At 75.8% G+C, this 23626-nt stretch carries 18 protein-coding genes and 1 tRNA gene; 10 read left to right on the top strand and 9 right to left on the bottom strand.

Annotated features, from left to right (window positions below):
* The first annotated feature begins 4 nt into the window (after window positions 1–4).
* Entirely contained in the window at window positions 5–838 is an 834-nt protein-coding gene (locus ACFVTF_RS00095) for a M23 family metallopeptidase (protein WP_387807158.1), read from the top strand.
* Between the two features lie 60 nt (window positions 839–898).
* Here the strand turns inward: ACFVTF_RS00095 and ACFVTF_RS00090 are convergent, their stop codons facing one another.
* On the bottom strand, window positions 899–1870 hold the full coding sequence (locus tag ACFVTF_RS00090) for a hypothetical protein (protein WP_387807155.1): 972 nt from the start codon (window positions 1868–1870) through the stop codon (window positions 899–901).
* Window positions 1871–1912: 42 nt separating this feature from the next.
* Here ACFVTF_RS00090 and ACFVTF_RS00085 point away from each other — a divergent pair, with 42 nt between their 5' ends.
* From ACFVTF_RS00085 to ACFVTF_RS00070, 4 genes are all read left to right on the top strand, one after another.
* Entirely contained in the window at window positions 1913–2485 is a 573-nt protein-coding gene (locus ACFVTF_RS00085) for a GNAT family N-acetyltransferase (RefSeq protein ID WP_387807152.1), read from the top strand.
* Window positions 2486–2672: 187 nt separating this feature from the next.
* Window positions 2673–3413: a sensor domain-containing protein gene (locus ACFVTF_RS00080; protein WP_387807149.1), complete on the top strand. Its 741-nt coding sequence runs from the start codon at window positions 2673–2675 to the stop codon at window positions 3411–3413.
* A 117-nt stretch (window positions 3414–3530) separates the two neighbouring features.
* Window positions 3531–4283: a hypothetical protein gene (locus ACFVTF_RS00075; protein ID WP_387807146.1), complete on the top strand. Its 753-nt coding sequence runs from the start codon at window positions 3531–3533 to the stop codon at window positions 4281–4283.
* A gap of 36 nt (window positions 4284–4319) precedes the next feature.
* Entirely contained in the window at window positions 4320–4781 is a 462-nt protein-coding gene (locus ACFVTF_RS00070) for a GNAT family N-acetyltransferase (RefSeq protein WP_387807143.1), read from the top strand.
* Here ACFVTF_RS00070 and ACFVTF_RS00065 read toward each other — a convergent pair.
* From ACFVTF_RS00065 to ACFVTF_RS00040, 6 genes are all read right to left on the bottom strand, one after another.
* Entirely contained in the window at window positions 4778–5893 is a 1116-nt protein-coding gene (locus ACFVTF_RS00065) for a hypothetical protein (RefSeq protein WP_387807140.1), read from the bottom strand. The genes ACFVTF_RS00070 and ACFVTF_RS00065 overlap by 4 nt on opposite strands.
* A gap of 600 nt (window positions 5894–6493) precedes the next feature.
* Window positions 6494–6567: transfer RNA gene (locus tag ACFVTF_RS00060), tRNA-Met, on the bottom strand.
* Window positions 6568–6617: 50 nt separating this feature from the next.
* Window positions 6618–7910: a PrsW family intramembrane metalloprotease gene (locus tag ACFVTF_RS00055; RefSeq protein WP_387807137.1), complete on the bottom strand. Its 1293-nt coding sequence runs from the start codon at window positions 7908–7910 to the stop codon at window positions 6618–6620.
* Between the two features lie 116 nt (window positions 7911–8026).
* Window positions 8027–8857 carry a tRNA (guanosine(46)-N7)-methyltransferase TrmB gene (trmB, locus tag ACFVTF_RS00050; protein WP_371517590.1) on the bottom strand — a complete coding sequence of 277 codons (831 nt, stop codon included), beginning with the start codon at window positions 8855–8857 and terminating at the stop codon, window positions 8027–8029.
* Between the two features lie 55 nt (window positions 8858–8912).
* Complete coding sequence (lhgO, locus tag ACFVTF_RS00045; protein ID WP_387807134.1) at window positions 8913–10148, bottom strand: L-2-hydroxyglutarate oxidase; 1236 nt, start codon at window positions 10146–10148, stop codon at window positions 8913–8915.
* Window positions 10149–10327: 179 nt separating this feature from the next.
* Entirely contained in the window at window positions 10328–11755 is a 1428-nt protein-coding gene (locus ACFVTF_RS00040; RefSeq protein WP_063348294.1) for a hypothetical protein, read from the bottom strand.
* Window positions 11756–12495: 740 nt separating this feature from the next.
* Here ACFVTF_RS00040 and ACFVTF_RS00035 point away from each other — a divergent pair.
* The 3 genes from ACFVTF_RS00035 to ACFVTF_RS00025 all read left to right on the top strand — a co-directional run bounded on the left by ACFVTF_RS00035 (window position 12496) and on the right by ACFVTF_RS00025 (window position 16135).
* Window positions 12496–14646, top strand: a complete 2151-nt coding sequence (locus ACFVTF_RS00035) for an asparagine synthase-related protein (RefSeq protein ID WP_387807131.1) — start codon at window positions 12496–12498, stop codon at window positions 14644–14646.
* A gap of 96 nt (window positions 14647–14742) precedes the next feature.
* Window positions 14743–15264, top strand: a complete 522-nt coding sequence (locus ACFVTF_RS00030) for a universal stress protein (protein ID WP_371517587.1) — start codon at window positions 14743–14745, stop codon at window positions 15262–15264.
* Window positions 15265–15430: 166 nt separating this feature from the next.
* Window positions 15431–16135, top strand: a complete 705-nt coding sequence (locus tag ACFVTF_RS00025; RefSeq protein ID WP_387807128.1) for a DsbA family oxidoreductase — start codon at window positions 15431–15433, stop codon at window positions 16133–16135.
* Window positions 16136–16209: 74 nt separating this feature from the next.
* Here ACFVTF_RS00025 and ACFVTF_RS00020 read toward each other — a convergent pair whose 3' ends face one another.
* Both ACFVTF_RS00020 and ACFVTF_RS00015 read right to left on the bottom strand, forming a co-directional pair.
* Window positions 16210–18333, bottom strand: coding sequence for a sigma-70 family RNA polymerase sigma factor (locus tag ACFVTF_RS00020; protein ID WP_387807125.1), 2124 nt, complete (start codon window positions 18331–18333; stop codon window positions 16210–16212).
* A gap of 587 nt (window positions 18334–18920) precedes the next feature.
* Window positions 18921–19781: a TetR/AcrR family transcriptional regulator gene (locus tag ACFVTF_RS00015; protein ID WP_387807123.1), complete on the bottom strand. Its 861-nt coding sequence runs from the start codon at window positions 19779–19781 to the stop codon at window positions 18921–18923.
* A 574-nt stretch (window positions 19782–20355) separates the two neighbouring features.
* On the opposite strand from ACFVTF_RS00015, the gene ACFVTF_RS00010 reads away from it, so the two are divergent.
* Together ACFVTF_RS00010 and ACFVTF_RS00005 are read left to right on the top strand one after the other, a co-directional pair.
* The gene (locus ACFVTF_RS00010; RefSeq protein WP_387807120.1) at window positions 20356–21693 is read left to right on the top strand and encodes an NAD(P)/FAD-dependent oxidoreductase; all 1338 of its coding nucleotides are present in this window, start codon (window positions 20356–20358) and stop codon (window positions 21691–21693) included.
* 177 nt (window positions 21694–21870) lie between these two features.
* Complete coding sequence (locus tag ACFVTF_RS00005; protein ID WP_387808305.1) at window positions 21871–23265, top strand: PP2C family protein-serine/threonine phosphatase; 1395 nt, start codon at window positions 21871–21873, stop codon at window positions 23263–23265.
* Window positions 23266–23626: the final 361 nt, after the last annotated feature.

Raw genomic sequence — 23626 nt, 5'->3', positions numbered from 1 at the left:
CTCCGTGGCGTCGACGCACACTCCGGCACACCCGGCCGGCCTCGCAGCAGGTACCCGGCTCCTCGACCACCCCGGCCCGGACGGCCCCGAGTACGCGGGCCCGGAGGTCGAGACCAACCGGCACCGGATGCCGCGTCAGGTCCGCGGGACCTCCCCGCTGCTCGGCGTCACCGCCGTCGCCGCCACCCTGGGCGCCACCGGCTTCGCCTCCGCCACCCCGGCCGCCGCCCCCGCCATCGAGACCCCGGACGAGACCCCGGTCGCCCTCTCCGCCGACCCCGGCCTCGCGCTCGCCGCCCGCATCCAGCTGCAGGCCGACAGCCAGCGCACCGCCGCCGAGGAGGACGCCCGCGTCCAGGCCGCGAAGGAGGCGGAGGCCAAGGCCGCCGCCAAGGAGGCCGAGGCCAAGCGGGCCGCCGAGGAGGCCGAGCGGGCCAAGGCCGCCGCCCTCACCCTGCCGGTGCGCGACTACCACCTCACCGCCCACTACGGCCAGAGCGCCCGTTACTGGGCCCACCTGCACACCGGCCTGGACTTCGCCGCGGACACCGGCACCCCCGTCTACGCCGTCGGCCAGGGCACCATCACCTCGGCCGGCTGGTCCGGCTCGTACGGCTACCGGATCGTCGAGACCCTGCCCGACGGCACCGAGATCTGGTACTGCCACCTCTCCTCGATCATCAAGGGCTCCGGCAAGGTCGCCTCCGGCCAGCAGATCGGCAAGGTCGGCGCCACCGGCAACGTCACCGGCGCGCACCTGCACGTGGAGGTCCGCCCCGGTGGCGGCGCCCCCGTCGACCCGGAGACCTGGTTCCAGCAGCGCGGCCTCAACCCCTGACGCACCCGCGAAGCCCCGGCCGCCGGAACCAGAAGGCACCGCGGCCGGGGCTTCGCCGCGTCACTCCTGCGCCGGGTCCGCCGGGTCCGCCGACTCCGAGGGGTGCGCGTCGAACTCCTCCTGCGCCGGCCCCGCCAGCCCCTCCATGCGGGCGTCGAACTCCTCCTGCGCGAGCCCGGCCAGGTACGCGTCGATCTCCTCCTGCCCCGGCTCCGGCGCGAGGTCCGGGAACTCCTCCACCAGCATTCGCGGCAGCCCGGGCACCGTCCACTCCCCGTACAGGTCGAGCGCGGCCTCCACCGCCGCCTCCTCGAACGCCCCGAAGTCCCCGGCCAGCTCGTCCGGCATCGGCCGGCCCAGCGCCGTCAGCTCGGCCAGGTTGCGGTAGCTGCGCCGCATCAGGCCCTGCTCCAGCAGCCGGCGCGCGCCGTCGGTGGCCATGCCGACCGAGATCACCCGGGTCGGGCTCCAGCCCTGCTCGTCCACCTCGTCCAGCCAGCCGGTCTGCGCCAGTGCGGCGAACCTGGCCAGCCGCTCCTCCTGCGCCAGCTCCCGGAAGCCGGTCAGCCACTCCCGCACCGCCTCCGGATCCGCGACGTCCGCCCCGTACGCGTGCAGCAGCAGCGCGTACAGCCGGGGCCAGGTCACCAGGTCGGCGCGGCGCAGCAGCCCGGCCGCGACCTCGCCCTGCCACTCGGCCTCGGCGTGCAGCCGCTCCTGGCGCTTGGCGTTGAGCCGCTTGGCGGCCCGCTGGTGGTCGGTCAGCAGCCGGACGGCGGCGCCGTACGCCAGCGGGTCCGCCTCCGGTTCGGGTTGGACGTACAGGTAGAGCCGCTCGTACAGCAGGTGCTCCACCGCGTTCGAGGTCAGTTCGGGCCAGCCGTCGTGCATCCTGCCCTCGCCCAGCTCCAGCAGGGCCAGCACCGCGCGCAGCGGCGCTTCGGCCACCGGGGTGCGGTCCTCCTCCGCCGCCCAGGCGAGCAGGTCGGAGGCCCTGGTGCGCGGGGCGAGCCGCAGGTCTTCGTCGTTCATAGCTCGAACGGTAACCGCTGGCCGGGAGTAGGGTCGGCTGCCATGGTCCCCGTACGACTCACCGGCCCCCGGCTGGCCATCCGCGAGTATCACCACACCGCAGGTGACGTGGACGCGCTGTACGGGCTGTTCGGCGACCCGGAGGTCACCCGCTACCTCCCCTTCGAGCCGCGCGACCGCGAAACCTGCGCCGACCAGATCGAGCTCTACCTGGAGGAGGCGATGGCGCCGGAGCGGGACACCTACCGGCTGGCCGTCACCCGGCGCGAGGACGCCGAGGACCCGGCGGACGCCACGCCGATCGCCCACGCCTCCCTCACCCTCGGCAACCACCGCTCCGCCCACCTCGGCTACGTGCTGGGCCGCGACGTCTGGGGCCGCGGCTACGCGGGCGAGATCGCCGGCCTGCTCTGCGAGCTCTCCTTCGAGGCCCTCGGCGTGCACCGGCTGGCGGCCCGGGTCGACGTGGACAACGCCGCCTCCGCCAAGGTGCTCCTCCGGCTCGGGTTCCAGTTGGAGGGGCGGGTCCGGCACGACCTCTGCAAGGGCGGCGTCTGGTCCGACTCGTACCTGTACTCGCTGCTCGCCGACGAGTGGACCGGCGCGACCGGCTGACGGCCCGGCGCGGACGTCCGGCGTGGACCCGACGCGGACCCGGGGCAGGCCCGGGGGCAGGCCTGCCGGGTCAGGCCCGGGGGGTTAACCCCACCCCCGATCCGCCAGGCCTCCGGATCCTCCCCGGCCCGCCGTTCGACCAGACTGATGCCATCAGCAGTCGAGAACGAGGGACCGGGGCCGGGACATGAGCATCAGCCGAAGCACGCAGGACCGTGAGTGGGACGTCCTCGGTGGTTACGGCGACGACCCGCGTCCCGCTCGGGCCCACCGGACCGAGGAGCCGCCGGCCGTCTGGCGGGCGCCGTTCTCCAAGCACTACTACCGCGAGATCGGCTACACGCTCACCGGCCTGCCGCTGTCGGTCATCGGCTTCTCCGTCTCGATCGTGCTGTTCTGCATGGGGATCGGCACCTTCGTCACCGTCCTCGGCCTGCCCGTGCTCGCCCTCCTGACCACCGTCGCCCGCGGCATGGGCCGGATGGAGCGGGCCCGGGTGCGCGGCATGCTGGCCCTGGACGTGCCCGCCCCGGAGCCGGTGCGCCAGACCCGCCCGGGCACCTGGGGGGCGATCACCGCGCGGCTGGCGGACTCGGCCGGGTGGAAGGCCGCGTTCTACCAGGTGGTGATGTTCCCGTGGGCGGTCCTCAGCTTCGCCCTGTCGCTGGTGTTCCTGCTGCTCGGCTGGGCGATGGCGCTGTACCCGCTCTACCAGTGGATCTTCCCGGCCTTCACCTCCTGGCGCGGGTACCGGATCTTCGACTTCTACGACAGCGACAACGTCCAGCACGTCTACTACATCGAGGGGGCCTGGCAGATCGCCGGCTTCTCGCTGGTCGGGGTGCTGCTCATCATCCTCACCGCGCAGCTGGTCCGCGGCCTGACCAACGTGAACCGGGCCGCCGCCCAGGGCCTGCTCGGCCGCTGAACCCCGCAGCCCTCCCCGGTCCCGCCCGCCTCCCCGGTCCCGCCCGCTTCCCCGGCCCCGCCCCCACCCGGACGTGCTCCGGATGCGGGTGGGGCCGGCCCGTGTTCGGATGGCCGCGTGTCCGCCGCACACACCCCCGCCGACCCGGGCGCCCTGGGCCGGGACATCCTGGTCACCTCCCGCCCGCTGGACGAGTACTGCGACCTGTTCGACCTCACCCGGGCCCAGCTCGCCGCGCTGCCGGGCCCGGTGCTGGACTGCCCGGGCGGTGCGGCCGGCCTGGCCGCCGAGGCGCGCCGGCTCGGCTGCCGGGTGATCGCCGCCGACCCGGCGTACGCGCTCTCCGCACCCGAGGTCGCGGCCCACGCGCTGGCGGCCCGGGCGTCGATGGCCACCGCGATGGCCGCCCGCCCGCACCTCTACCCGTCGCCGCGCTCCTGCCGGCCGGACCGCTACCTGCGCAGCTGGGACCGCGCCCGCCGCCTGTTCGCCGCCGACTCGGCCGCGTACCCGCAGCAGTACGTGGCCGCCGCGCTGCCCCGGCTGCCGTTCGCGGACGGCGCCTTCGCGCTCACCCTGAGCGGCTACCTGCTCTTCGCCTACCCCGAACTGTTCGGCCCCGAGCGGCAGTTGGCCGCCCTGGTGGAACTCGTCCGGGTCACCTCCCCGGACGGAGAGGTCCGCGTCCAGCCGCTGCACGACGGCCACGGCCTCCGCTGCGGCCACCTCGACCCGCTGCGGTTCGCGCTCGGCGAGCGTCGCGTCGCCAGCGAGATCCGCCGCTTCCCCCGCGCCGCGGACGGCCGCACCCGCCGCGTCCTGGTGCTGCGGGCCGCCGACCACCGCCGCCGGTCTGCCACCGAAAAGTAATGGTCTCTCCTGGTCAGCACCCCTATACTCGCCCGCATGAGCGAGACGACCATCAGGCGAGCCGGGGCGGCTGACGCCGACCGGCTCACCGAGCTGATCCAGGCCTCCACCGCCTACCGCGGCGACTATGCGGCGATGATCGACGGCTACCGGGTCACCCCCGAGTACGTCGCCCGACACGAGGTGTTCCTGGCCCTGGACCCGACCACCGACCTGCTGCTCGGCTTCTACGGCATGATCCGCGAACCGGCGGAACTGGACCTCATGTTCGTCGCCGACGAGGCGCAGGGGCTCGGCATCGGGCGGAAGCTGATCGCGGACATGCTGGAGCGCGCCCGGGCCGCCGGGATCGCCTCGATCAAGGTGGTGTCCCACCCGCCCGCCGAGGGCTTCTACCTCCAGATGGGCGCCGAGCGCACGGGCACCCGCCCGCCGCAGGTCAAGACGCCCTGGGAGCAGCCCGAACTGCACTTCACCGTCAAGGAGTTCAGCAGCTAGCTGGGGTCGCCCGCCGACGGAGCCGGCTGGACGGGCTGAGCAGGTTGGGCCGGCTGCGTCGGGACGAAGGCCGTCGCCTCCAGCCGGGACAGTATCTTCTCCGCCAGCCAGCTGCGGTCCGACCCGTACGGGATCCCCTCCGGCAGCACCAACTGCCCGGCCACCGCGTCCCGCAGCCGCTGCGCCTCGGGGCCGGGCAGCCGGGAGAGCAGGCCCCGGGCGGCCAGCAGCGCGTGGTACTGCTCGAAGCCGGAGCGCGGACGCTCGATCGCGTCCAGCAGGCTCGGCAGGTCGGCCAGCGACGGGTCGCCCTGCATCAGTGCGAGCGCCTGGATCCGGCGGCCCTCGGAGCCGTCCGCGTACAGCGCCCGCACCTGGTCGGCGGTCAGCGCCGAGCGCCGCGCCGTCGAGCGGACCTCGGCCACCACGCCCGCCGGCCCGGACGAGGGCGAGGAGGCGGGCGGCAGCTGTGCGGCCAGCGCGGCCGACTGCTCCGCGCTGTCCCCCAGCAGCCCGAGCTGCTGCATCGCCCGGACCCGCAGGTCGTCGGCGCCCACCTTGTCGCCCCGCCGGTCGCGGTCCTGCCCGGCGAGGAAGAGGTCCAGGGCCTGGTCGGCGTCGGTCAGCACCTGCGGCAGCGCGAGCCTGGTCACCAGCCAGCCGGCCAGGAAGCCGAAGACCACGAAGTACAGCACCAGCGCCGCCGCGAACGGCACCGCGGCGTCCTCCCCGCCCAGTGCGGGGGCCAGCGCGGTGCCGAGCTGGTGCAGCCGCTCGCCGAGCGAGCCGAGCTGGGTCAGCCCGACGCCCAGCAGCACCTTGGTCAGCCAGTCGGACACCTGCTCCAGGTTGGTGTTCGGGGCGTACGAGCCCTGCGGCTCGCCGCTGCCGCTGCGCACCCGGGGCACTCCGAACAGGAAGCCGAGCGCGCCGCCGAGCACCGTCGAGGCTCCGGCCACCACCAGCCCGCCGCCGAACGCCTGCCAGGCCTGCTCCCGGTCGAGCGAGAAGAGCAGCAGCCCGAGCAGGCCCGTCCCGGCCAACGCCCCGGGCGCGGCCCACCGGGCCGTCCGCAGGGCCGTCGTACCGCTCCGCCGCCGCGCCTTCGCCATCGCCTACCCCCTGTGCCCGCGCCGCTCCGCTCCGGAACCCGCGCCGACTCTAGCGCCGCGGCCCCACCACGGATACGACCCGGGGGCGCCCCGGACAGGACACGGGTGACGGCGAAGAGCGACGGAAGGCACCGGAGAGCGGTGGAGAGCGGTGGAGAGCGGTGGAGAACGCAGACAGCCCGCAGGCTGCTCCTCCGCGCCGGCCCGTGCACTGGCCTGGCGCCGAGGCACCGGGGATGTACCGGTGGGCCTGCGGGCCGGGTGACTGCTATGGATTTCGCCTGCCGGAGGCCTCAGGCCTCACCCCGCGCAGGCAGGGGCGGCTCTAGCGAGCAGCCACCTCACGCATCCTGATGGAACTCAATTCAGGATCACCTCCCTTCAGTGTGCCGCCACGATAGGCAGCCCACCGGCGGGAGGGCAACGGATTTATCGGCGGCCCGGCGGGCGGCCCGCCCGGCGGCCGTCGTCCGGGCGGTCTCCGCCGCCGGAGGCCCCGGTCCCGTTGCGGCCGGCTTCGCGGCGGAACGTTCCTTCGCCATGCCGGGAAACGCGAAAGGCCCGAAGGACGAATCCTCCGGGCCTTTCGTTGCTACTGAGTAGCGGGGACAGGATTTGAACCTGCGACCTCTGGGTTATGAGCCCAGCGAGCTACCGAGCTGCTCCACCCCGCGTCGGTGAACACAACAATACGGGGAAGTCGCCGAGATGGGAAATCGGTTCTTCAGACCACCCCGGCGGAGCGCCTGCCGCGCCGGGCGGCGTGCCGGGACGCCCGGGACCTGGCCCAGGCCGCGAAGCAGACCAGCGCGGCGAAGCAGGGCACCATCAGCGCCCCGTACACCACCAGGAAGCCGTCCGTGCCGAGGTCGGCGGCGGCGTTCCAGGTGCCGTGCAGCGCCATCGCCAGCAGCAGCCCGGTCGGCGCGGCCAGCCGGGCCAGCCAGCGCCGCCCGGTGGTCAGGGCGACGGCCAGGCCGATCCCGGTGAGCGCGGTGAACAGCGGGTGCGCGAAGGGCGAGAGCAGGGCGCGCAGCACGAAGGTCTGCACGGTGCCGTCGAAGTCGCGCAGGCTGGGCGGATCGCCGAGGCCGATGCTGTCCAGCCGCTGCCGCTGGTCGGTGGTGAACGCCCGGCCCAGGTAGAGGGCGTTCTCGGTGAAGGCGAAGCCGCAGGCGGTCATCCCGCCGAGCACCACCCCGGCCGCCAGGGTGCGCGGCCGGGAGCGGCGGTGCGGGCCGCCGCCGGAGGGCGGGGCCGGGCGCAGGTACGGCAGCGGGCGCAGGTACGGGCGCAGCCGCAGCCGGCCCCGGGCGTGCGGACCGGCCGGGCGGCGGGCGTACGTGCGGGGGAGCCGGGGGGCCGGCAGCCGGTGCAGCAGCGGCGCGCAGGGGCGGCCGGTGCGGCGGCCGTGGCAGCGCAGCCGCTGGCCGAGCGGCAGCAGCAGCACCAGCAGGGCGGTGGCCTTGGCGGTCTCCTCGATCAGCGGGGTGGCGATGCCGGCGCCCAGCAGTTCGCCGAGCGGGCCCTGGTGCGAAGTCAGGTACCTGGCGGTCCAGTTGTTGGCCACGATGGCGACGGTGGTGGCCGCGCAGGCGCCCCAGGCGAGGCAGAACACGGTGTGCCGCAGCGGTACCCGGGCGGTCAGGTTGAGCCAGGCCAGGGCGCCGAGCACGAACGGCAGCGGCACCATCGCCAGGCCGACGCCGACCAGCAGTCCGACGGTGCCGGTCTGCCGCTGGACCAGGTGCAGGATCAGCACGCCGCAGCCGGCCAGGGTCAGTACGGCGGTGGCGGTGACGGAGGAGACCGCCACCGAGTGGCCGCGCCGGCGCGGTGCGGCGGCTCCGGACGGCGGCGGCGGCGACGCGGCGCCGGCCCAGGGCGCGAGGCGGTGGGCCCGGCGCCTCCGGGGCCCCGGGATGGTCCGGGTGTCGCCGGTGCGCGGGACCGTCTCCGGTGCGTCAGCGGAGGCCTGGACGGTGGCCCGGGACCCGCCGCCGGCCGGGCTGCCCATGCGGCACAGGGTAGGCCACCGCACCCGCCCGTCGGGAGGACTCCGGACGAACCGTCCGGCCGGGGAACGGCCCACCGGTCATCGCGCGGTGGCCCGTTCGAACGGCCGACGGCGGCTCAGCGGCGGCGGAACAGCAGGTCGTGGACGACGTGCCCCTTGGCCAGCCCGGCCCGTTCGAACTTGGTGACCGGGCGCCAGTCCGGCCTCGGCGCGTAGCCGGGGATGCTGCCGTCCGGGTGGTCCTCGGGCTCCAGCCAGCCGCTGCCGTCACCCTCGGGGTGCAGGTTCTCCAGCTCCGGCGAGGCCGACAGCACGGCCAGCATCTGCTCCGCGTAGGGCTCCCAGTCGGTCGCGCAGTGCACCAGGGCGCCGGGGGCGAGCCGGGGCAGCACGAGCTCCAGGAACGACGGCTGGACCAGCCGGCGCTTGTGGTGCTTGGGCTTGGGCCACGGGTCGGCGAAGTAGACCCGCAGGCCGGCCAGCGAGGCGTCCGCCAGCATGTCGCGCAGCAGGATCACGGCGTCGCCGGCGGCCGGCCGCACGTTCCGCGAGCCGTCGCGCTCCAGCAGGCCGAGCAGGTTGCCGTGGCCGGGGGTGTGGACGTCGGCGGCGAGGATGCCCATGGCCGGGTCGGCGGCGGCCATGGCGGCCGTGGTCTCGCCCATGCCGAAGCCGATCTCCAGGGTGACCGGCAGCTCGCCGAACAGCTCCCGCAGGTCGAGCGGGCTGCCGTCGATCGGTATGCCGTAGGCCTCCCAGCCCCGGTCCAGGGCGCCCGCCTGGGCGTTGGTCATCCGGCCCCGGCGCGGCTGGAAGCTGCGGATGCGCCGCTCGCGGTGCTGGGCATCGGTGGCCTTGTGCGGGTACATCGGCGCGGGGTATCCGGCCGGTGCGGCGGACAACCGGGCGGACGGCGAGGGCTGGGGGATCGGGGCGGTGGCAGTCACAGTTCCCCGAGTCTACGGGGCCCCCGGGCCCCTCCCGAAGGCGCTGTGACCGGGCTCATCCGCCGGCCTCCAGCGCCGCCAGCGCCCGGCGGGCCACCTCGCGGCCGATCGGCAGCGAGGCCGTGGCGGCGGGGGAGGGGGCGTTCAGCACGTGCACCGCGCGGCGCGGGGAGCGCGGGTCGGCCGGGTCGAAACCGGCGAAGGCGAAGTCGTCCAGCAGCGAGCCGTCCCGGGCCACGGCCTGGGCCCGGACCCCGGCGCCGGCCGGCACCAGGTCCTCGGGGGCGACGGCGGGCAGCAGCCGCCGCACGGCGGCGGTGAACGCCCGCTTCGACAGCGAGCGGTGCAACTCGCCCACCTCCTGGCGCCAGTGCCGCCGGGCGATCCGCCAGGCGCCGGGGAAGGCCAGCGTCCCGGCCAGGTCGCGCGGGCGCACGGTGCGCCAGTCGTAGCCCTCGCGGGCCAGCGCGGGCACCGCGTTCGGGCCGACGTGCACGTCCCCGTGGACGCCCCGGGTGAGGTGCACGCCGAGGAACGGGAAGGCCGGGTCGGGCACCGGGTAGACCAGGCCTCGCACCAAGTCCCTTCGCCCCGCGGCCAGTTCGTAGTACTCGCCGCGGAACGGCACGATCCGCACCCCGGGCTCGTCCCCGGCCAGCCGGGCGATCCGGTCGCTGTGCAGCCCGGCGCAGTTCACCAGCACCTGGCAGCGCAGCTCCCCGGTGGAGGTCTGCACCGTCACGCCGTCCGCCCGCCGGGCCACCGCCCGCAGCTCGCAGCCGAGCCGGAGTTCCGCACCCGCCTCCCGGGCCAGCCGGGCGTAGGCGGTGGCGACGGCGGGGAAGTCGCAGACGCCGGTCGTGCCGACGTGCAGCCCCGCCACCCCGGTGACCTGCGGCTCGTACCGGGCGATCCCGGCCTGGTCCACCTCGGTGACGGGGATGCCGTTCGCCCGCCCGCGCTCGGCCAGCGCCGCCAGCCGGGGCAGCTCCTCCGCGCCGGTGGCCACGATCAGCTTGCCGGTGACCTCGTGCGGGACGCCCTGCTCGCGGCAGAACGCCACCAGCTCGGCGGCGCCCGCCACCGCGTACCGGGCCTTGTACGAGCCCGGCCGGTAGTAGACGCCGCTGTGGATCACCCCGCTGTTGCGCCCGGTCTGGTGGGCGGCGAAGCCGGGCTCCTTCTCCAGCACCGCGAGCCGCAGCCCCGGCCGGGCCCGGGTCAGCGCGTACGCGGTGGCGAGGCCGACGATCCCGCCGCCCACCACCAGCACGTCGAAGTCGTACGCCACCGCCCGCTCCTCGCAGTCCGCCCGGCTCCCCCGCCGCCGATGCTGCCACGCCGGGCGGGACCGGTCGAGGGCGCCCGGGCCCGGGTGGCGGTGCCGTACCCGAGTGCCCGGGCCCCTCCCGCCGGTGCGCCTCGACTGCGGCCGGGCCCGCCCCCGGTCACGCCGGGCACGCCCCCCGGTTACGCCGGGGCGACCAGGACCGCGCGGGCCCGTTCGGTCAGCTCCCGGACGCGGCGCTCGCCCTGGAAGGGCTCCAGGCGGCGCAGCATCTCCACCACGTACTCGCGGCTGCGCTGGGAGGAGATCCGGCCGGCCACCTCGACGGCGCGTTCGCCGGCGGCGACCGCGGCGTCCAGGTTGCCGGCCTCGGCCTCGGCCATCGCCGAGACCACCAGTCGCAGGCCGTGCGAGCGGACGAAGCCCTCGGTGGGCTTGGCCAGTGCCTCGCGGGTGAACTGGCGGACCTTGGAGGGCACTCCGAGGTCGCGGAAGCACTCGGCGGCGTCGGCGGCGAGCCGGTCGTAGGCGTAGAAGTCGATCCACGCCGGATCGGGATCCCCGGCGCGGGCCCGTTCGAGTGCGCTCTCCGCCGCGCCGAGCGCCGTCGCGCACGCCGCCGCGTTGCGGGCCTTGGCCTGGGCCCGGGCCTCCACCAGGTGGAAGAAGCTCATCGTCCGGGCGGTGGCCAGGCCCCGGTTGCGCTCCAGGGCGGCCTGGGCGAGGTCCACCGCCTCCTCGGCGAAGCCCCGGTAGCCGGCCTGGAGGCTCATCGAGGCGAGCACGTAGCCGCCGAGCGGCACGTCGGCGGCGGCCCGGGCGAGCCGCAGGGCCTGGATGTAGTAGCGCTGGGCGGCCTCGTGCTGCCCGGTGTCGAAGGCCATCCAGCCGGCCAGCCTGGTCAGTTCGGCGGTCGCGCCGAACAGCGCCCGGCCGACGGTGTCGCTGTACGAGGCCAGCAGCAGCGGGGCCGCCTCGACCCGCAGGCACTCCGGCACCATCGACGAACGCCAGTCCCCGCCGCCGTACTTGGAGTCCCAGCGGCGGGCCTCCTGGGCGGCCTCGCGGAGCTTGGCGGCGTCCGAGTGGCCGACCCGGTAGGAGGACGCCTCGCTGGGCGCGCGCGGCGCCTCCCGGGCGACCGAACCGTCCGCCGGGGTGATCAGCCAGCGGGACACCGGCGTCGCGTAGGCGGCGACCGAGAAGGTGCCGGCCAGGCTGTCGCTCCAGCGGCCGCCGCCGGGGCCGCGGCGCAGGTCGAGGTCGACCCGCCACAGGTCGGTGGCGGAGCGGACCGCCTCGGCGACGTCGCGGGGGAAGGCCAGGCCGAGTTCGGGGGCCGGGTCGGTGTCGCCGAGGCCGATCTCCTCCAGCGGCACCGGGCGGCCGAGCTTGCCGCCGATCGCGGTGGCGATCAGGTGCGGGACGGGACCCTGCGGGACCATGCCCTTGCTGACCCAACGGGCCACCGAGGTCTTGTCGTACCGCAGGGTCAGCCCGCGCTGGGCGCCCAGGTCGTTGACCCGGCGGGCCAGTCCGGCGTTGCTGATCTGGGCGAGGGTCAGGAGCGTGCCGAGCCGTTCGTTCGGTCCTCGTGGGCTGACGGTCATGGTGGCGGCGGCACCTCCTGCGGCCTTGTGCTCGGGGCCCGGGCGGCACCGGGCCGTAGCTGCTGTACCTAGAGTAGTCGGACGCGTTCCGACGGTTAAGAGGCCGCATTCCGGATGGCGGGATCGTGCACCCGGCGGTGCGGCGCCGGCTCCTCGCCGGGGTTGGTCCGGACCACTCGGATCGAGCCGGGGGTGCCGCACGCCGGAGCCTCGTGCTCCGGTCCTGTGTTGACGTGCGCCCGGCCGTGCCCCCTGGCTCGACCGGCTGGTCGGCGATTCGCTGGTGGTCGTGGGTCGGCCCGCCGTCGAGGACCCGGCGGGCCGGGGGATGCCGCCACCTCAATCCCCGCGGGTGGCGGTTGAGTCCGGGAGGGCATGCGGATGCCCTCCCGGGCTGGGCGACGCCTTTCGGCCATCTCGCGATGCCCATGTCAAAGGCGGCGCGGGGGGCGGTCCGGGCCGGGGAGGGGAAGGCCCGGCCCGCCCCGCGGACCACGCGCACACGTCAACACCCGTTGCCCGCAACGGGATCGCCGCCGGGGCCGGAACCGCCCCGCGCCGGGCCCCCGGCGGAACCGGAACCGGCAACACGGGCCACGGGAGCGCCAACCGGTGGCACGATGTCTCCTGACGGCGCGCCGGTACCCGGGGCGGCCGCCACGGCACACCGCGGACCGGCGAGGAGCCGCCCGGCGGCGGAAGCGCCGTACGGGTGCAGGTCCTCGTCCGGTGGAGGCGCGATGCGGTGGCTGACGGGCTGGAGCACGGGCACGCCCCGGGCGGGCGCACCGGCGCACGAGGCACTCGGTACGGTCGCACCGATCGCCGCGCGCCCCCTGTGGACCGGCCCCAACCCCCTCTGGGCCGTCGGGGACTGGCGCCCCGAGGAGATCCGCCTCGCCACCCTCCGCCCCGGTGCCCCCGCCACGGTCACCACCGGCCCCACCGCCCCCGACCCCGTCGAGGACACCCCCGCCACCCTGCGCCTCGCCGTCCTCGGCCACTGCGGCGCCACCGACGCGGAACTCGCCGCCGGCCTCGCCGCCGCCCGCGGCGGCGCCGTCCGCCACCTCACCGCCTGGCCCGGCAGCTACACCGCCGTCCTGCGCACCGGCACCCGTTCCACCCTGCTGCTCACCGACCTGGCCGGCGCCCAGCCGGTCTTCCACACCCCCTGGGCCGGCGGCACCGCGTACGCCACCGCCGCCCTCCCGCTCGCCGACCTGGTCGGCGCCCCGCTGGACACCGGTCACCTCGCCGCCCGGCTCGCCTGCCCGGAATCGCCCGAGGCCCTCGGCGCCGGCACCCCGTACCTGGGCGTCCAGCGGGTGCCGCCCGGCCACGTGCTCGCCATCCGCAGCGGCCACCCCTACCTCTCCGCCTACGACGACCCCGCCGTCCGGGAGCAGCCGCGCGACGAGGCGCCCGCCGTCCGCGAACTCACCCGCGCGCTGCTGGAGTCCGTCCGCTCCCGGGTCCGCACCACCGTGCCCGCCACCGCGACGGGCCCGGCCGGCCGCGCCCGGCTCGGCGTCGACCTCTCCTACGGCACCGCCTCCGCCACCGTCGCCCTGCTCGCCGCCGCCGTGCCGTTGCCGCCGGTGCCCGCGGGCACGGGCCCGGAGCGCCTGCCGGCCGTCCGCGCCGGGGCCAGGAACGGCGCGGTCAAGGGCTCCTGGGCCCGCGTCGCCGCCCAAGAACCCTCCGCCCCGGAACAGTTGGCCGCCGTCACGCTCGGCGAGACCGAACCCCCCACCACCCTCGCGCTCGCCCCCGACACCCCCCGGCTGCGGCACACCGTGCTCCACCCCGGCCCCGACACCCTCCCGTACGCCGGACTGCACGCCGACGCGCCGCCCGGCCGGCTCACCGACGAGCCCGGGCCCGAACTCGTCGCCGCCGCCCGTGCCGAGGTCCGCTTCGACGCCGGCGGCACCGACCACCTCACCGGCTACGGCGCCCGCCAGGTCCTCGACGGCCACCCGGCCCGGCTCGCCGACCTCATCCGGGCCGGCCGCCCGCGCGAACTGCTGCCCCCGGTCGCCGCGCTGGCCGGTGCCGACCGGGCCGTCGTCGGCGTCCTGGCCGGCGCGCTGCGCACCCCGCTCACCGTGGTCCGGGCCGCCCACCGGCTCTCCCGGGTCCGCTACGCCGAGGCGCTGGACGACGCCGCCGCCAAATTGACGGCCCGCCACCTCCCGGGCGGCGGCCGCACGGCGGGCGACCGTTCGGCCGGCGACCTCGCCTGGTGCGTCCCCGGCCCGGCCGCCCGCTGGCTCTCCGACGAGGCGCTCTCCTCCGTCGCCCTCCGGCTGCGGCTGGCGGCGCGCAGACCGGCGCCCGACGAACGCCCGGGCGCACACCGTGCCCGGCACGCCCTCTACCGGCACGCGCGCTCCTACCGCACCCTCGTCCACGCCGCCGAACAGCCCGGCCAGCGGCTGCACGCGCCGTTCCTCGACAACCAGGTGGTCCGCGCCGCCCGCCTGCTCCCCGACGACGTCCGCCTCCAACCCGGCGCCCGGCACGCCCTCCTGCACGCCGTCCTCACCGGCGCCGGCCGCACCGACCTGCCCCCCGACTGGGGCCGCGGCCCCCGGCCCGACCGCACCGCCCCCGCCCGGGCCGGCCTGCGCCTCGCCGCCGACGGCCTCGCCGAACTCTTCGACGCCCCCCTCCTCGCCGAAGCCGGCCTCATCGACCTCCCCGCCGTCCGCGCCGGCCTCGCCGACCCCGCCACGCCCCTCTCCCCGGCCGCCCTGGCGGGCCTCGCCGACCTGGTCTCCACCGAACTCTGGCTCCGCCGCATCCGCGCCCGCCGCCACGGAGCCTGCTGGACCGGCCTTCCGCTGGCCCAACCCCCGGCCCTCAGCCCCGTCCGTCCCTCCTGACCCCCTCCGGGCGCCGCGCCCGGCCGGGCGGCGGGGTCCGGGAGCCGGGGCAGGTGATGATGGCGGGCAACGAGTCCGTCGGTGAGGAGAGCCGTGGTGGCCAGCGTGAGCCCGGAGCAGTCCGTTCCCGTCGTGCTGTCGGTGTCGGGGCGGCCGCCGACGGGGCGCCCGCCGGGGGTGCTGGCGGCCTGCGACGGATCGGACGGGTCGCTGTGGGCGCTGGACCGGGCGATGACCGAGGCGGAGCTGTTCGGGCTGCCGCTGTACGTGCTGGCCGTGGTGAACCCGGCGCCGGCCGGCTACCCGCCGGGGATGGCGGAGCTGGTGCAGGAGAGCGTCGAGACGCTGGTGGAGAGCATGGCGGACGGGCTGCGCCGGGCGGTGGTGGCCGTGCAGGGGCAGCGTTCCCGGCCGTACGCGGGGGAGATGTCGCTGCACGTGGTGCTGGGGAACGTGATCGAGGTGCTGCTGGAGGCCTCGACCCGGCAGCACACGCTGGTGCTCGGCACGCGGGGGAACGGGGGGTTCGCGCGGTTGCTGCTGGGTTCGGTGAGTTCGGCGGCGGTGCACCACGCGGCGTGCCCGGTGCTGGTGGTCCCGGCGCCGGCGGAGGGCTGATCCGGGGCGGGGGCGGGACGGGGTCGGGGCGGGTTCGGGGCGCTGACCAGCCCGGGTCGGGGCGGCGTTGACCAGGGAGGCCGGCCGGGGTGTCGGGAATGTACCGAGATGGTTCATCGTTCACCTATCCCGACATCCGTCCCCGCCCCACCCCTGGAGTCCCCTCATGAAGGTCGAGATCTGGTCCGACATCGCCTGCCCGTGGTGCTACATCGGTAAGCGCCGCTTCGAGCAGGCCCTGGAGGGCTTCGCGGGCAAGGAGGGCGTCGAGGTGGTCTACCGGCCGTACCAGCTGGTCCCGGACGCGCCGGCGACGGCGAGCCCGCACCGCGCGTGGCTGGCCGAGCGCTACGGCCCGCAGTCGGTGGCGATGGACGCGCGGGTGGCCGAGCTGGGCCGCGCCGAGGGCATCACGTACGACTTCGACGCCGCGCTGCACGCCAACACCTTCCTGGGCCACCGCCTGCTGCACCTCGCCGAGACCGAGTACGGCGCGGCCGTCCAGGGGCGGCTGAAGGAGGAGCTGCTGAAGGCGCACTTCACCGACGGCGTCGACGTCGGCGACCGCGCCGCGCTGACCGACGTCGCCGTGGCCGCCGGCCTGGACCGGGCGCGGGTGACCGCCTACCTGGCGGGCGACGAGGGCGCCACCGAGGTGAGCGCGCAGCTGGCCGAGGCCCGGGAGCTGGGCATCACCGCGGTGCCGACCTTCGTGTTCGAGGGCAAGTGGGCGGTGCAGGGCGGCCAGGACACCGAGACCTTCCGCAAGGTGCTGGAGCAGGTCGCCGCCGAGATCGGCGAGACCCGCCCGGCGCCGGTGCAGGTCGCCCCGGCGGGGGAGGCCTGCGCGGACGGCTCCTGCGCGATCTGACCCCGCACAGGCCCACCCCGCACAGCCCTACCCCGCGTGGGGCCGACCCCGCGCAGCCCCCGCCGAGGCCCGTTTCAGGAACACCTGAAGCGGGCCTCGGCCCAGTCCGCCACGTTGAGCGCCGACCAGATCCCGTGCACCGGGGTGACCACCAGCCGGATCGACTTCTGCCCGGCCAGCGGCACGTGCACCGGTACCGCGTCGTCCCCCGCGGCGAGCGGGCGGGAGCGCCACAGGGTGCCGCCGTCGCCGCCCTGGACGGAGAAGACCACGCCGCCCGGCGAGAGCGTGGCGTCGTCGACCCCGGCGACCGCGTCGAAGGACGTGCAGCTGCGGTTGAGGTCGATCAGGGCGGTCGCCGGGGCGTGCACGGTGATGGCGTGCCCGTGGCGTTCGCCGCCGATCCAGGCGTTGTCGTGCTGCCAGAGCCAGTCGCTGCCCTTCTGCCGGATGCTGGGGCCGGGCGGCGGCACCCGGTTGTTACCGGGCTTGACCACGGGCAGTGAGTCGGCCCAGAAGTCGGTGGGCGCGGGCGGCGAGGGCAGGGTGACCGTCGGGGTGGGCAGCGGCGGCACGGTGGGCGTGGGGACGACGGGGACGACCGGCGGCTCGGGCGTGGGCAGCGGCGGCACGCTGGGCGTCGGTACGGCGGGGACGTCCGGGGCCGGCGGCGGCGTGGGGGTCCGCTTGGGCGTCGTCGAGCTCGGCGTGACCGGCGACGCGGCCTTCGTCGTGGTCTGGGCGGCCGCCGGGGCGGCTGTCGGGGCGGACGTCGACCGGGTGACCGGCGTCGCGCTCGGGCTCGGACTCGGCTCGGACGGCGCCGGGGCGGCCGCGGCGCTGCTGGGCGCCGGGTCGGCGGGCGCGGGCGGCGCGGGTACGGGCGCGGGGGCCTGCGGCCGGGGGGTGGCGGGGGCGCCGGCGGCGGGGGGCGCGGCCGTGGGGGGCTTGGGTTCGGGCGAGCCGGTGAGCGCGTACGCGGCGACGGCGGCTGCGGCCACCGCGACGGCGGCGGCGATCCCGGCCTTGGCGGCGGTGCCCAGGCCCTCGCCGGCCGCGGCGCCGGCTCCGGCCCCGCCTCCGCCGGAGGCCGCACCGGCTGCGCCTGCACCCGCACCTGCACCTGCTGCGCCTGCACCCGCTGCACCCGCACCGGCTCCCGCGGTTCCGGAGGTGGCCGCCGCGGTGCCCGCGGCCGCGCCGCCGACCGCGGCGACTCCGCCGACGGCCGCCGCGGCGGCGCTGAACCCGCCGACCCCGATCCAGACGAGCACGCCGCCGGGCAGCAGCGCGCGCAGGCCGGTGTTGATCTCGGTGAGTTCGAGGCAGGCGGCCGTGCAGCGGTCGCACTCCTGGAGGTGCCGTCCGACCTCCGCCGAGGCCCGCTTGCGCAGCGATCCGCGCGCGTACGCGCCGAGCCGGTTGGCGTACGCCTCGCAGGTGCGGTCCTGGCTGCCGGAGAGGTGTGCCTGGAGGTAGGCGGCGGCGAGCCGGTCGCGGGCCCGGTGGGCCTGGACGGCGGTGGCGTTGGCGGTCTTGCCGAGCATCACGGCGACGGTCTTCGGGGACTCCCGCTCGACCTCGGTGTGCCAGAGCACCATCCGGTCGTCCTCGGGCAGTTCGGCGTAGGCCTGCATGACCATGCGCTGGTCGGCCATGGCCATCGCCCAGGCATCGGCGCCGGGGTCGGCCAGGTCGAGGTCGACGACGGCGGCCGAGGTCTGGGCGAACACGCTGAAGTCGTCGACGAGTTGCTCGCGCCGCTCGCTGCGGGTCCAGGCGGCGGCGACGTTGCGGACGGCGGTCAGCAGGTAGGCACGGACGGCGAACTCCGGGCCCTTGCCCGCCCTCAGGGCCTGCAGGGTGCGGGCGAAGACCTCGCCGGCGAGGTCTTCCGCGGTGAAGCTGTCCCGGCAGCAGGTGCGGGCGTAGCGGCGCACCGAGTCGGCGTGCCGGCGGTAGATCTCCTCGTACGCGGTGTCGTCGCCGGCCCGGACCCGGGCGGTCAACTCGGCGTCGGAGGCCGGGCGCTCGCCGTCGACCGGGTCGGCGGGGGCGGGCACGGTGGGGCGGGCGGGTCGGCCGGCGCCGACGAACGCCTCGGGGGCGACGCCGCCGCGGCCGGCCGGGGCCTGGCCGGGCACCCGCCCGGGGGGCAGCGCGGCGGCGGAGGCGGAGAGGGACTCGCGGCTGGGCATGCCCGCCTGGTCGGGAACGTGCCCGGCGGTCGGGCCGGTGGCCGAACCCGGTGCGGCGCCGGGTACTTGGGCCGGGCCGCCGGAGGCCGTGGCGGGGCCTTCGGACGCACTGGACGCACCGGATGTACTGGACGCACTGGATGTACTGGGCGTACTGCCGGACGAGCCGTCGGCCAGTCCCCCGGTCAAGCCTCCGGACGGGCCGAAGTCGAGGCCGTACCCGTAGTCGTTCTGTTCCTCGGCGCTCACAACGGACCCCAGATTCCACGACAGCCCCCGCAGTGTGGCAGGGCGCGCCGGAGTGCGTGGGCGCACGGTTCCGCGCTGTACGGCGCCGAGGGCGCGCGAAGGGCGCGCATCGGGACATTGGCTCCAACCACGGGCAAAGGATGGCATAGCGCAGGGACGGGCGGTAGCCGGACCGGCCGGGACCCACTCTTCCGAGGAGCCGTCGCGGATGTGTTCGTCCAGCCCAGGGCGGGTGGTTGTGCACCGCCCGCACCCGGCGCGCGTGACTGGTCCGCGCGCCGGTCTCCCGTCCAACTCCCGCCCCCGCCACCGGCGGGGGCCGCGCCCGTGGTGGCGCGTCAGCGTGCCCGCAGGCCGTCCAGCAGGATCTCCAGCAGCCGGTCCGAGGGGCCGGCGGTCGGCTGCCCCTCCGCCTGCTGGACCCCGGCCGAGAAACCGGCCGTGGTCGGCGCGGTGCGGGCCGCGTGCACCGGCACCGAGGCGGTCAGCACCAGCACGACGTCCGACACCGTGACGCCCGGCCGCAGTTCGCCCGCCGCGCCGGCCCGGGCGACCAGGGCGGCCAGCAGTTGCAGCAGCAGCCGGGGATCGGCGTCGGCCGCCGACGGCTCGACGGCCGCACCGTTCTGCGCGTCCTCGCCGCGCAGGTCGAACCGGACGGCGGCCGGCTCGGGCACCCGCTGCTCGGGCACCCGGCCCAGCTCCTCCGCGTACCGGAACGCCTCCGGCGGCAGCAGCCGCCCGGCGCCGGTGCTGACCGCCCGGGCCAGGTAACCGGCCAGCGACTCCCAGGCTCCACCGCCGCCGTACAGCGACTCCCGCGCCTGCGCGGTCAGCCAGGCCACCTCCTCGGCGGCGATCCGCTGGACCAGCACCTCCTTGCTCGGGAAGCGCCGGTAGACCGTCCCGACGCCGACCCCGGCCCGACGCGCGACCTCCTCCATCGGCGCGCCGTAGCCGAACTCGCCGAACACCTCGCGGGCGGCCCGCAGCACGCTCTCCAGGTTCCGCCGGGCGTCCACCCGTAGTCGGGCCCCGGGGACGTGCACGGCCGGTGGTGGCTCCACCCGGTAGGGGACGCCCGGATAGGCGGCCCCGACCTCCGGCGGCAGGTCCACCGGGCCGCGCTGTTCCGGCACCATGCCCTGGCTGGCGTGCGGTGTTCCCGTTCGCCCCAACACCTGCTCCTGCTCCATCATCCCAACTCTCCCCCGCAGGCGCCCGAACCCGGACCCTGTCGTCGCCCGCCCCTGCACCCCCCGGTGCAGCTCAGCCCGTCAGAAATGACCTGATGACCCATCGCTCGTTGCCGCCCGTCCCGTTTCGTGACCACGGTTCGTGCCTCCGGGCCGGCTCGCGTCCGGCTCGGCGCGTCGGCACCGTCCGGGGCCTTGTCCGGGAACTACCCTTCCCCGGATGACTGTCCCGCAGTCGGGTTCTCGAGCCAACGCTGGAACTGGCCGTAGTGGCCGCTCCACGGTGCGTCGCCGCCGATTGTCATGGCGGTAACCGCTCCGGCACACAATCCGACCATAGTTCACGCCCGTTCGCGGCCGAAAGTCCGTCAGAAAGTCGCCCGGGCAGCACAACTGGCCCCACCCGTCGACTTCCGTCACATCCGGCGCGGTACGGACTGTGGACAAGACCGCCCCTGCCGGTCCTTCATAGGGGGGCGCGAGGGGGGGACACCCCCGGCCGCGGGGCCGGGAGGAAGCGCCAATCGGCAGGAGGTGCACCATCAGAATCCTGATCGCCGGCGGAGGCTGTGCCGGGATGGCCACCGCGCTGCACCTCCAGCGCGGCCTGCGGGAACGGCTGCGACGCGGCGAGGTCGAGATCACCGTCGTCGAGCCCCAGGCCTACTTCACCTACCACCCGCTGCTGGCCGAGGTCGCGGCTGGCTCGATCGACCCCCGGCACGTGGTCGTCCCGCTCCGCCGGGCCCTGCCGGACTGCCGGGTGCTGACCGCCCGGATCACCCGGATCGAACACGCCGCCCGCCGCGCCTTCGCCGACGCCGCGGGCCCCGGAGAGGCCGCCACACCGATCGAACTCCCCTACGACGTCCTGGTGGTGGCGCCCGGCTCGGTCTCCCGGACGGCGCCGGTGCCAGGTCTGGCCGAACACGGCCGCGGCTTCTCCACCGTCGGCGAGGCCGTGGGCCTGCGCAACCACGTCCTGGAACAACTCGACCTCGCCTCCGCCACCCGCGACCCGGCCCTGCGCCAGGCCGCGCTCACCTTCGTCTTCGTCGGCGCCGGGTACGCGGGCGTCGGCGCGCTCGCCGAACTGGAGGACATGGCCCGGACCGCGGTGCGCGGCTACCACAACGTCCGCCCCGAGGACCTGCGCTGGGTCCTGGTCGAGGCCACCGACCGGATCCTGGCCGAGGAGTCGCCGGAGCTGGCCGAGCACACCCTCGGCCAGCTCCGCGAACGCGGCGTCGACATCCGGTTGCGCACCACCCTGGCGTCCGCCGCGGACCGGGTCGTCGCCCTGTCCGACGGCAGCCGCTTCGGCGCCCGCACGCTGGTCTGGACGGCCGGGGTGCGGCCGGCCCCGCTGCTGCGCGACACCGACCTACCGCTGGACACCCTCGGACGGGTCCGCTGCCTCGCCACCTTGCAGGCCGTCGGCCCGGACGGGCGCGCGCTGCCCGGCGTCTGGGCGGCCGGGGACTGCGCCGCCGTACCGGACCCCGACGCGGACGGGGCGCCCTGCGCGCCCAACGCGCAGCACGCCTTCGCCCAGGCCGAGCTGCTCGCCCGGAACATCGCGGTCGCCCTGGACGCCGGACCGCACGCCGCGGGCCTCGCCGAGTACCGGCCGGGCCACGCCGCCTGCTCGACCTCGCTGGGCCTGCGCCGGGCCGTCGCCCACACCAGGCGCGGTCGCCGGATCACCGGGCGGCGGGCCTGGTGGCTGCACCGGGCCCGGCACCTGCGGCGCCTGCCGAGCGCGGAGCGCCGGGTGCGGGTGCTGATGGACTGGGTGCTGGGCGGGCTGTTCTCCCGCGAGGTGGTCTCGCTGGGGGCGGCGGAGCATCCGCGTCCGGAGTTCGAGGCCGGGGCCGGACCGCGGCCCGACGGCGGTCCGGACGCCCCGCGGTGAGCGCCCCGGTGCCCCGCGCAGGGGCGGAACGGGCGGCCACGCCGGGCGGGCGACTTCCGGAATCGGGCCCTTGCCTGACAGGATCAGCCCAACCTAGTCATTACCCCGTGTGCTGATGCGCACACAAAAAGTGATGATATGCCTGGAAATCGAGGAAGCGGCCGTCGTTTGAACCTCATGCGCTGGAGCGCCCGGCTCACCGGAGTCCCTTGGCGTGCCGCCCCGCCCACCGGGGCCGGCACCGACGAGGGCGCGCCCTCCGCCGACGGCGTCGTCGTCCCCGGCCCCCGCGACCCCACCAACCTGGCCACCGCCGCCGAACTCCTCGACCTGCACAAACCCCAGAACCTGCGCGAGGTCCTCAACCGGATCCCCGCCCCGGTGGCCGTCACCTACGGCCCGCTCCACCAGCTCGGCTACGCGAACCGCGCCTACCGCGAACTCTTCGGGGACCGCACCACCGGCCTGCCCGCCGGAGAAGCCCTCCCCGAACTCGGCACCATGGGCGTCCTCGCCCTGATGGACCAGGTCATCCGCGGCGGCCGCCCGCGCAGCGTCAAGGCCCGCTGCATCCTCGGCCTCACCGGCAACCGCTACTACAACGTCTCCTGCGTCCCGCTCGGCCCCGGCGACACCGGGGACACCAGGGACACCGGGGACACCTTCACCGAGGGACCGCCCGCCGGCGTCCTGATCTTCGCCGCCGAGGTCACCGACCAGGTCCTCGCCGCCGCCCGGCTCCGCGAAGCCGAACGCCGGCAGCGCGAGGCCGCCGTCACCCTCCAGCGCAGCCTCCTCCCACAGAAGCTCGACCAGCCGGCCGACCTGAGGGTCGCCGCCACCTACCAGCCCGGCGGCGCCGAGGCCGCCGTCGGCGGCGACTGGTACGACGTCATCGCCATCGACGGCGGCCGGACCGCCCTGGTCATCGGCGACGTGATGGGGCGCGGCCTGCGCGCCGCCGCCGTCATGGGCCAGCTGCGCACCGCCGTCCGCGCCTACGCCCGGCTCGACCTGCCCCCGCACGAGGTGATGCGCCTGCTCGACGGCCTCGCCATGGAGATCGACGCCAACCAGATCGCCACCTGCACGTACGCCGTCTGGGACCCGCAGCGCCGCACCCTCTCCTACGCCTCCGCCGGGCACCTCCCCATGCTGCTGCGCTGCCCCGACGGGACGGTCCTGCGCAGTGAGGAGCAGAACGGCCCGCCGCTCGGCACCGGCGACGGCCTCCACGTCTCGCACACCCTGCGCCTGCTGCCCGGGACCACCGGCGTCCTCTATACGGACGGCCTGGTCGAACGCCGCGACGAGGACATCGACGAGGGCCTCGACCTCCTCGCCCGCACCCTCACCGGCGCGGTCGGGGCCCCCGAGGTGATCTGCGCCCGCCTCCTGCGGGCGATGGGCGTGACCTCCGAGCACGACGACGACGTCGCCGTCCTGGCCTTCCACCTGCCGGCGGAGGAGAAGGCGGAGGAAGAGGTAGCCGAAGAGGCGGCTGAAGAGGTGGCTGATGAGAGCGCCACCGAGGCGGAACCGGCGCTTGACTCGGCCTTGCCCGAGGTCTAGTGTTCTTCGAGCTGCCTGGCAGGGAGCACCGGACACGCGTTTGCGCGGACGGTCCCGCGGTAGCCAATCCTTTCGAAACACCACTTCCCGGTTCGGGCTGGGTCGCGTCTTGTCGCGGCTTGGTTCCTATTCGGCGTGTTCGTTTTATTGGATTGCGGCCGATTCGCTTTTCGGAGCAGGGATCGGCTAGAGTTTGAAACGTCGGACGGGGCGTCAAGCCGCAGAAGACGCCAGCGAGTTGGATGAACGAAGCGCCGGAAACGGAGCGGAAAACATCTGATAAGCTGAGAACACGAAAGAACGAAGCGCCCGGAGGGCCCGCTGGAAGGCGGTCCGAAGGAAGTGTCCGTTCCTTGAGAAC

It is taken from the genome of Kitasatospora sp. NPDC057940, assembly GCF_042887425.1.
Taxonomy (GTDB): domain Bacteria; phylum Actinomycetota; class Actinomycetes; order Streptomycetales; family Streptomycetaceae; genus Kitasatospora.
This window is presented reverse-complemented; position numbering and strand designations above follow the sequence as displayed.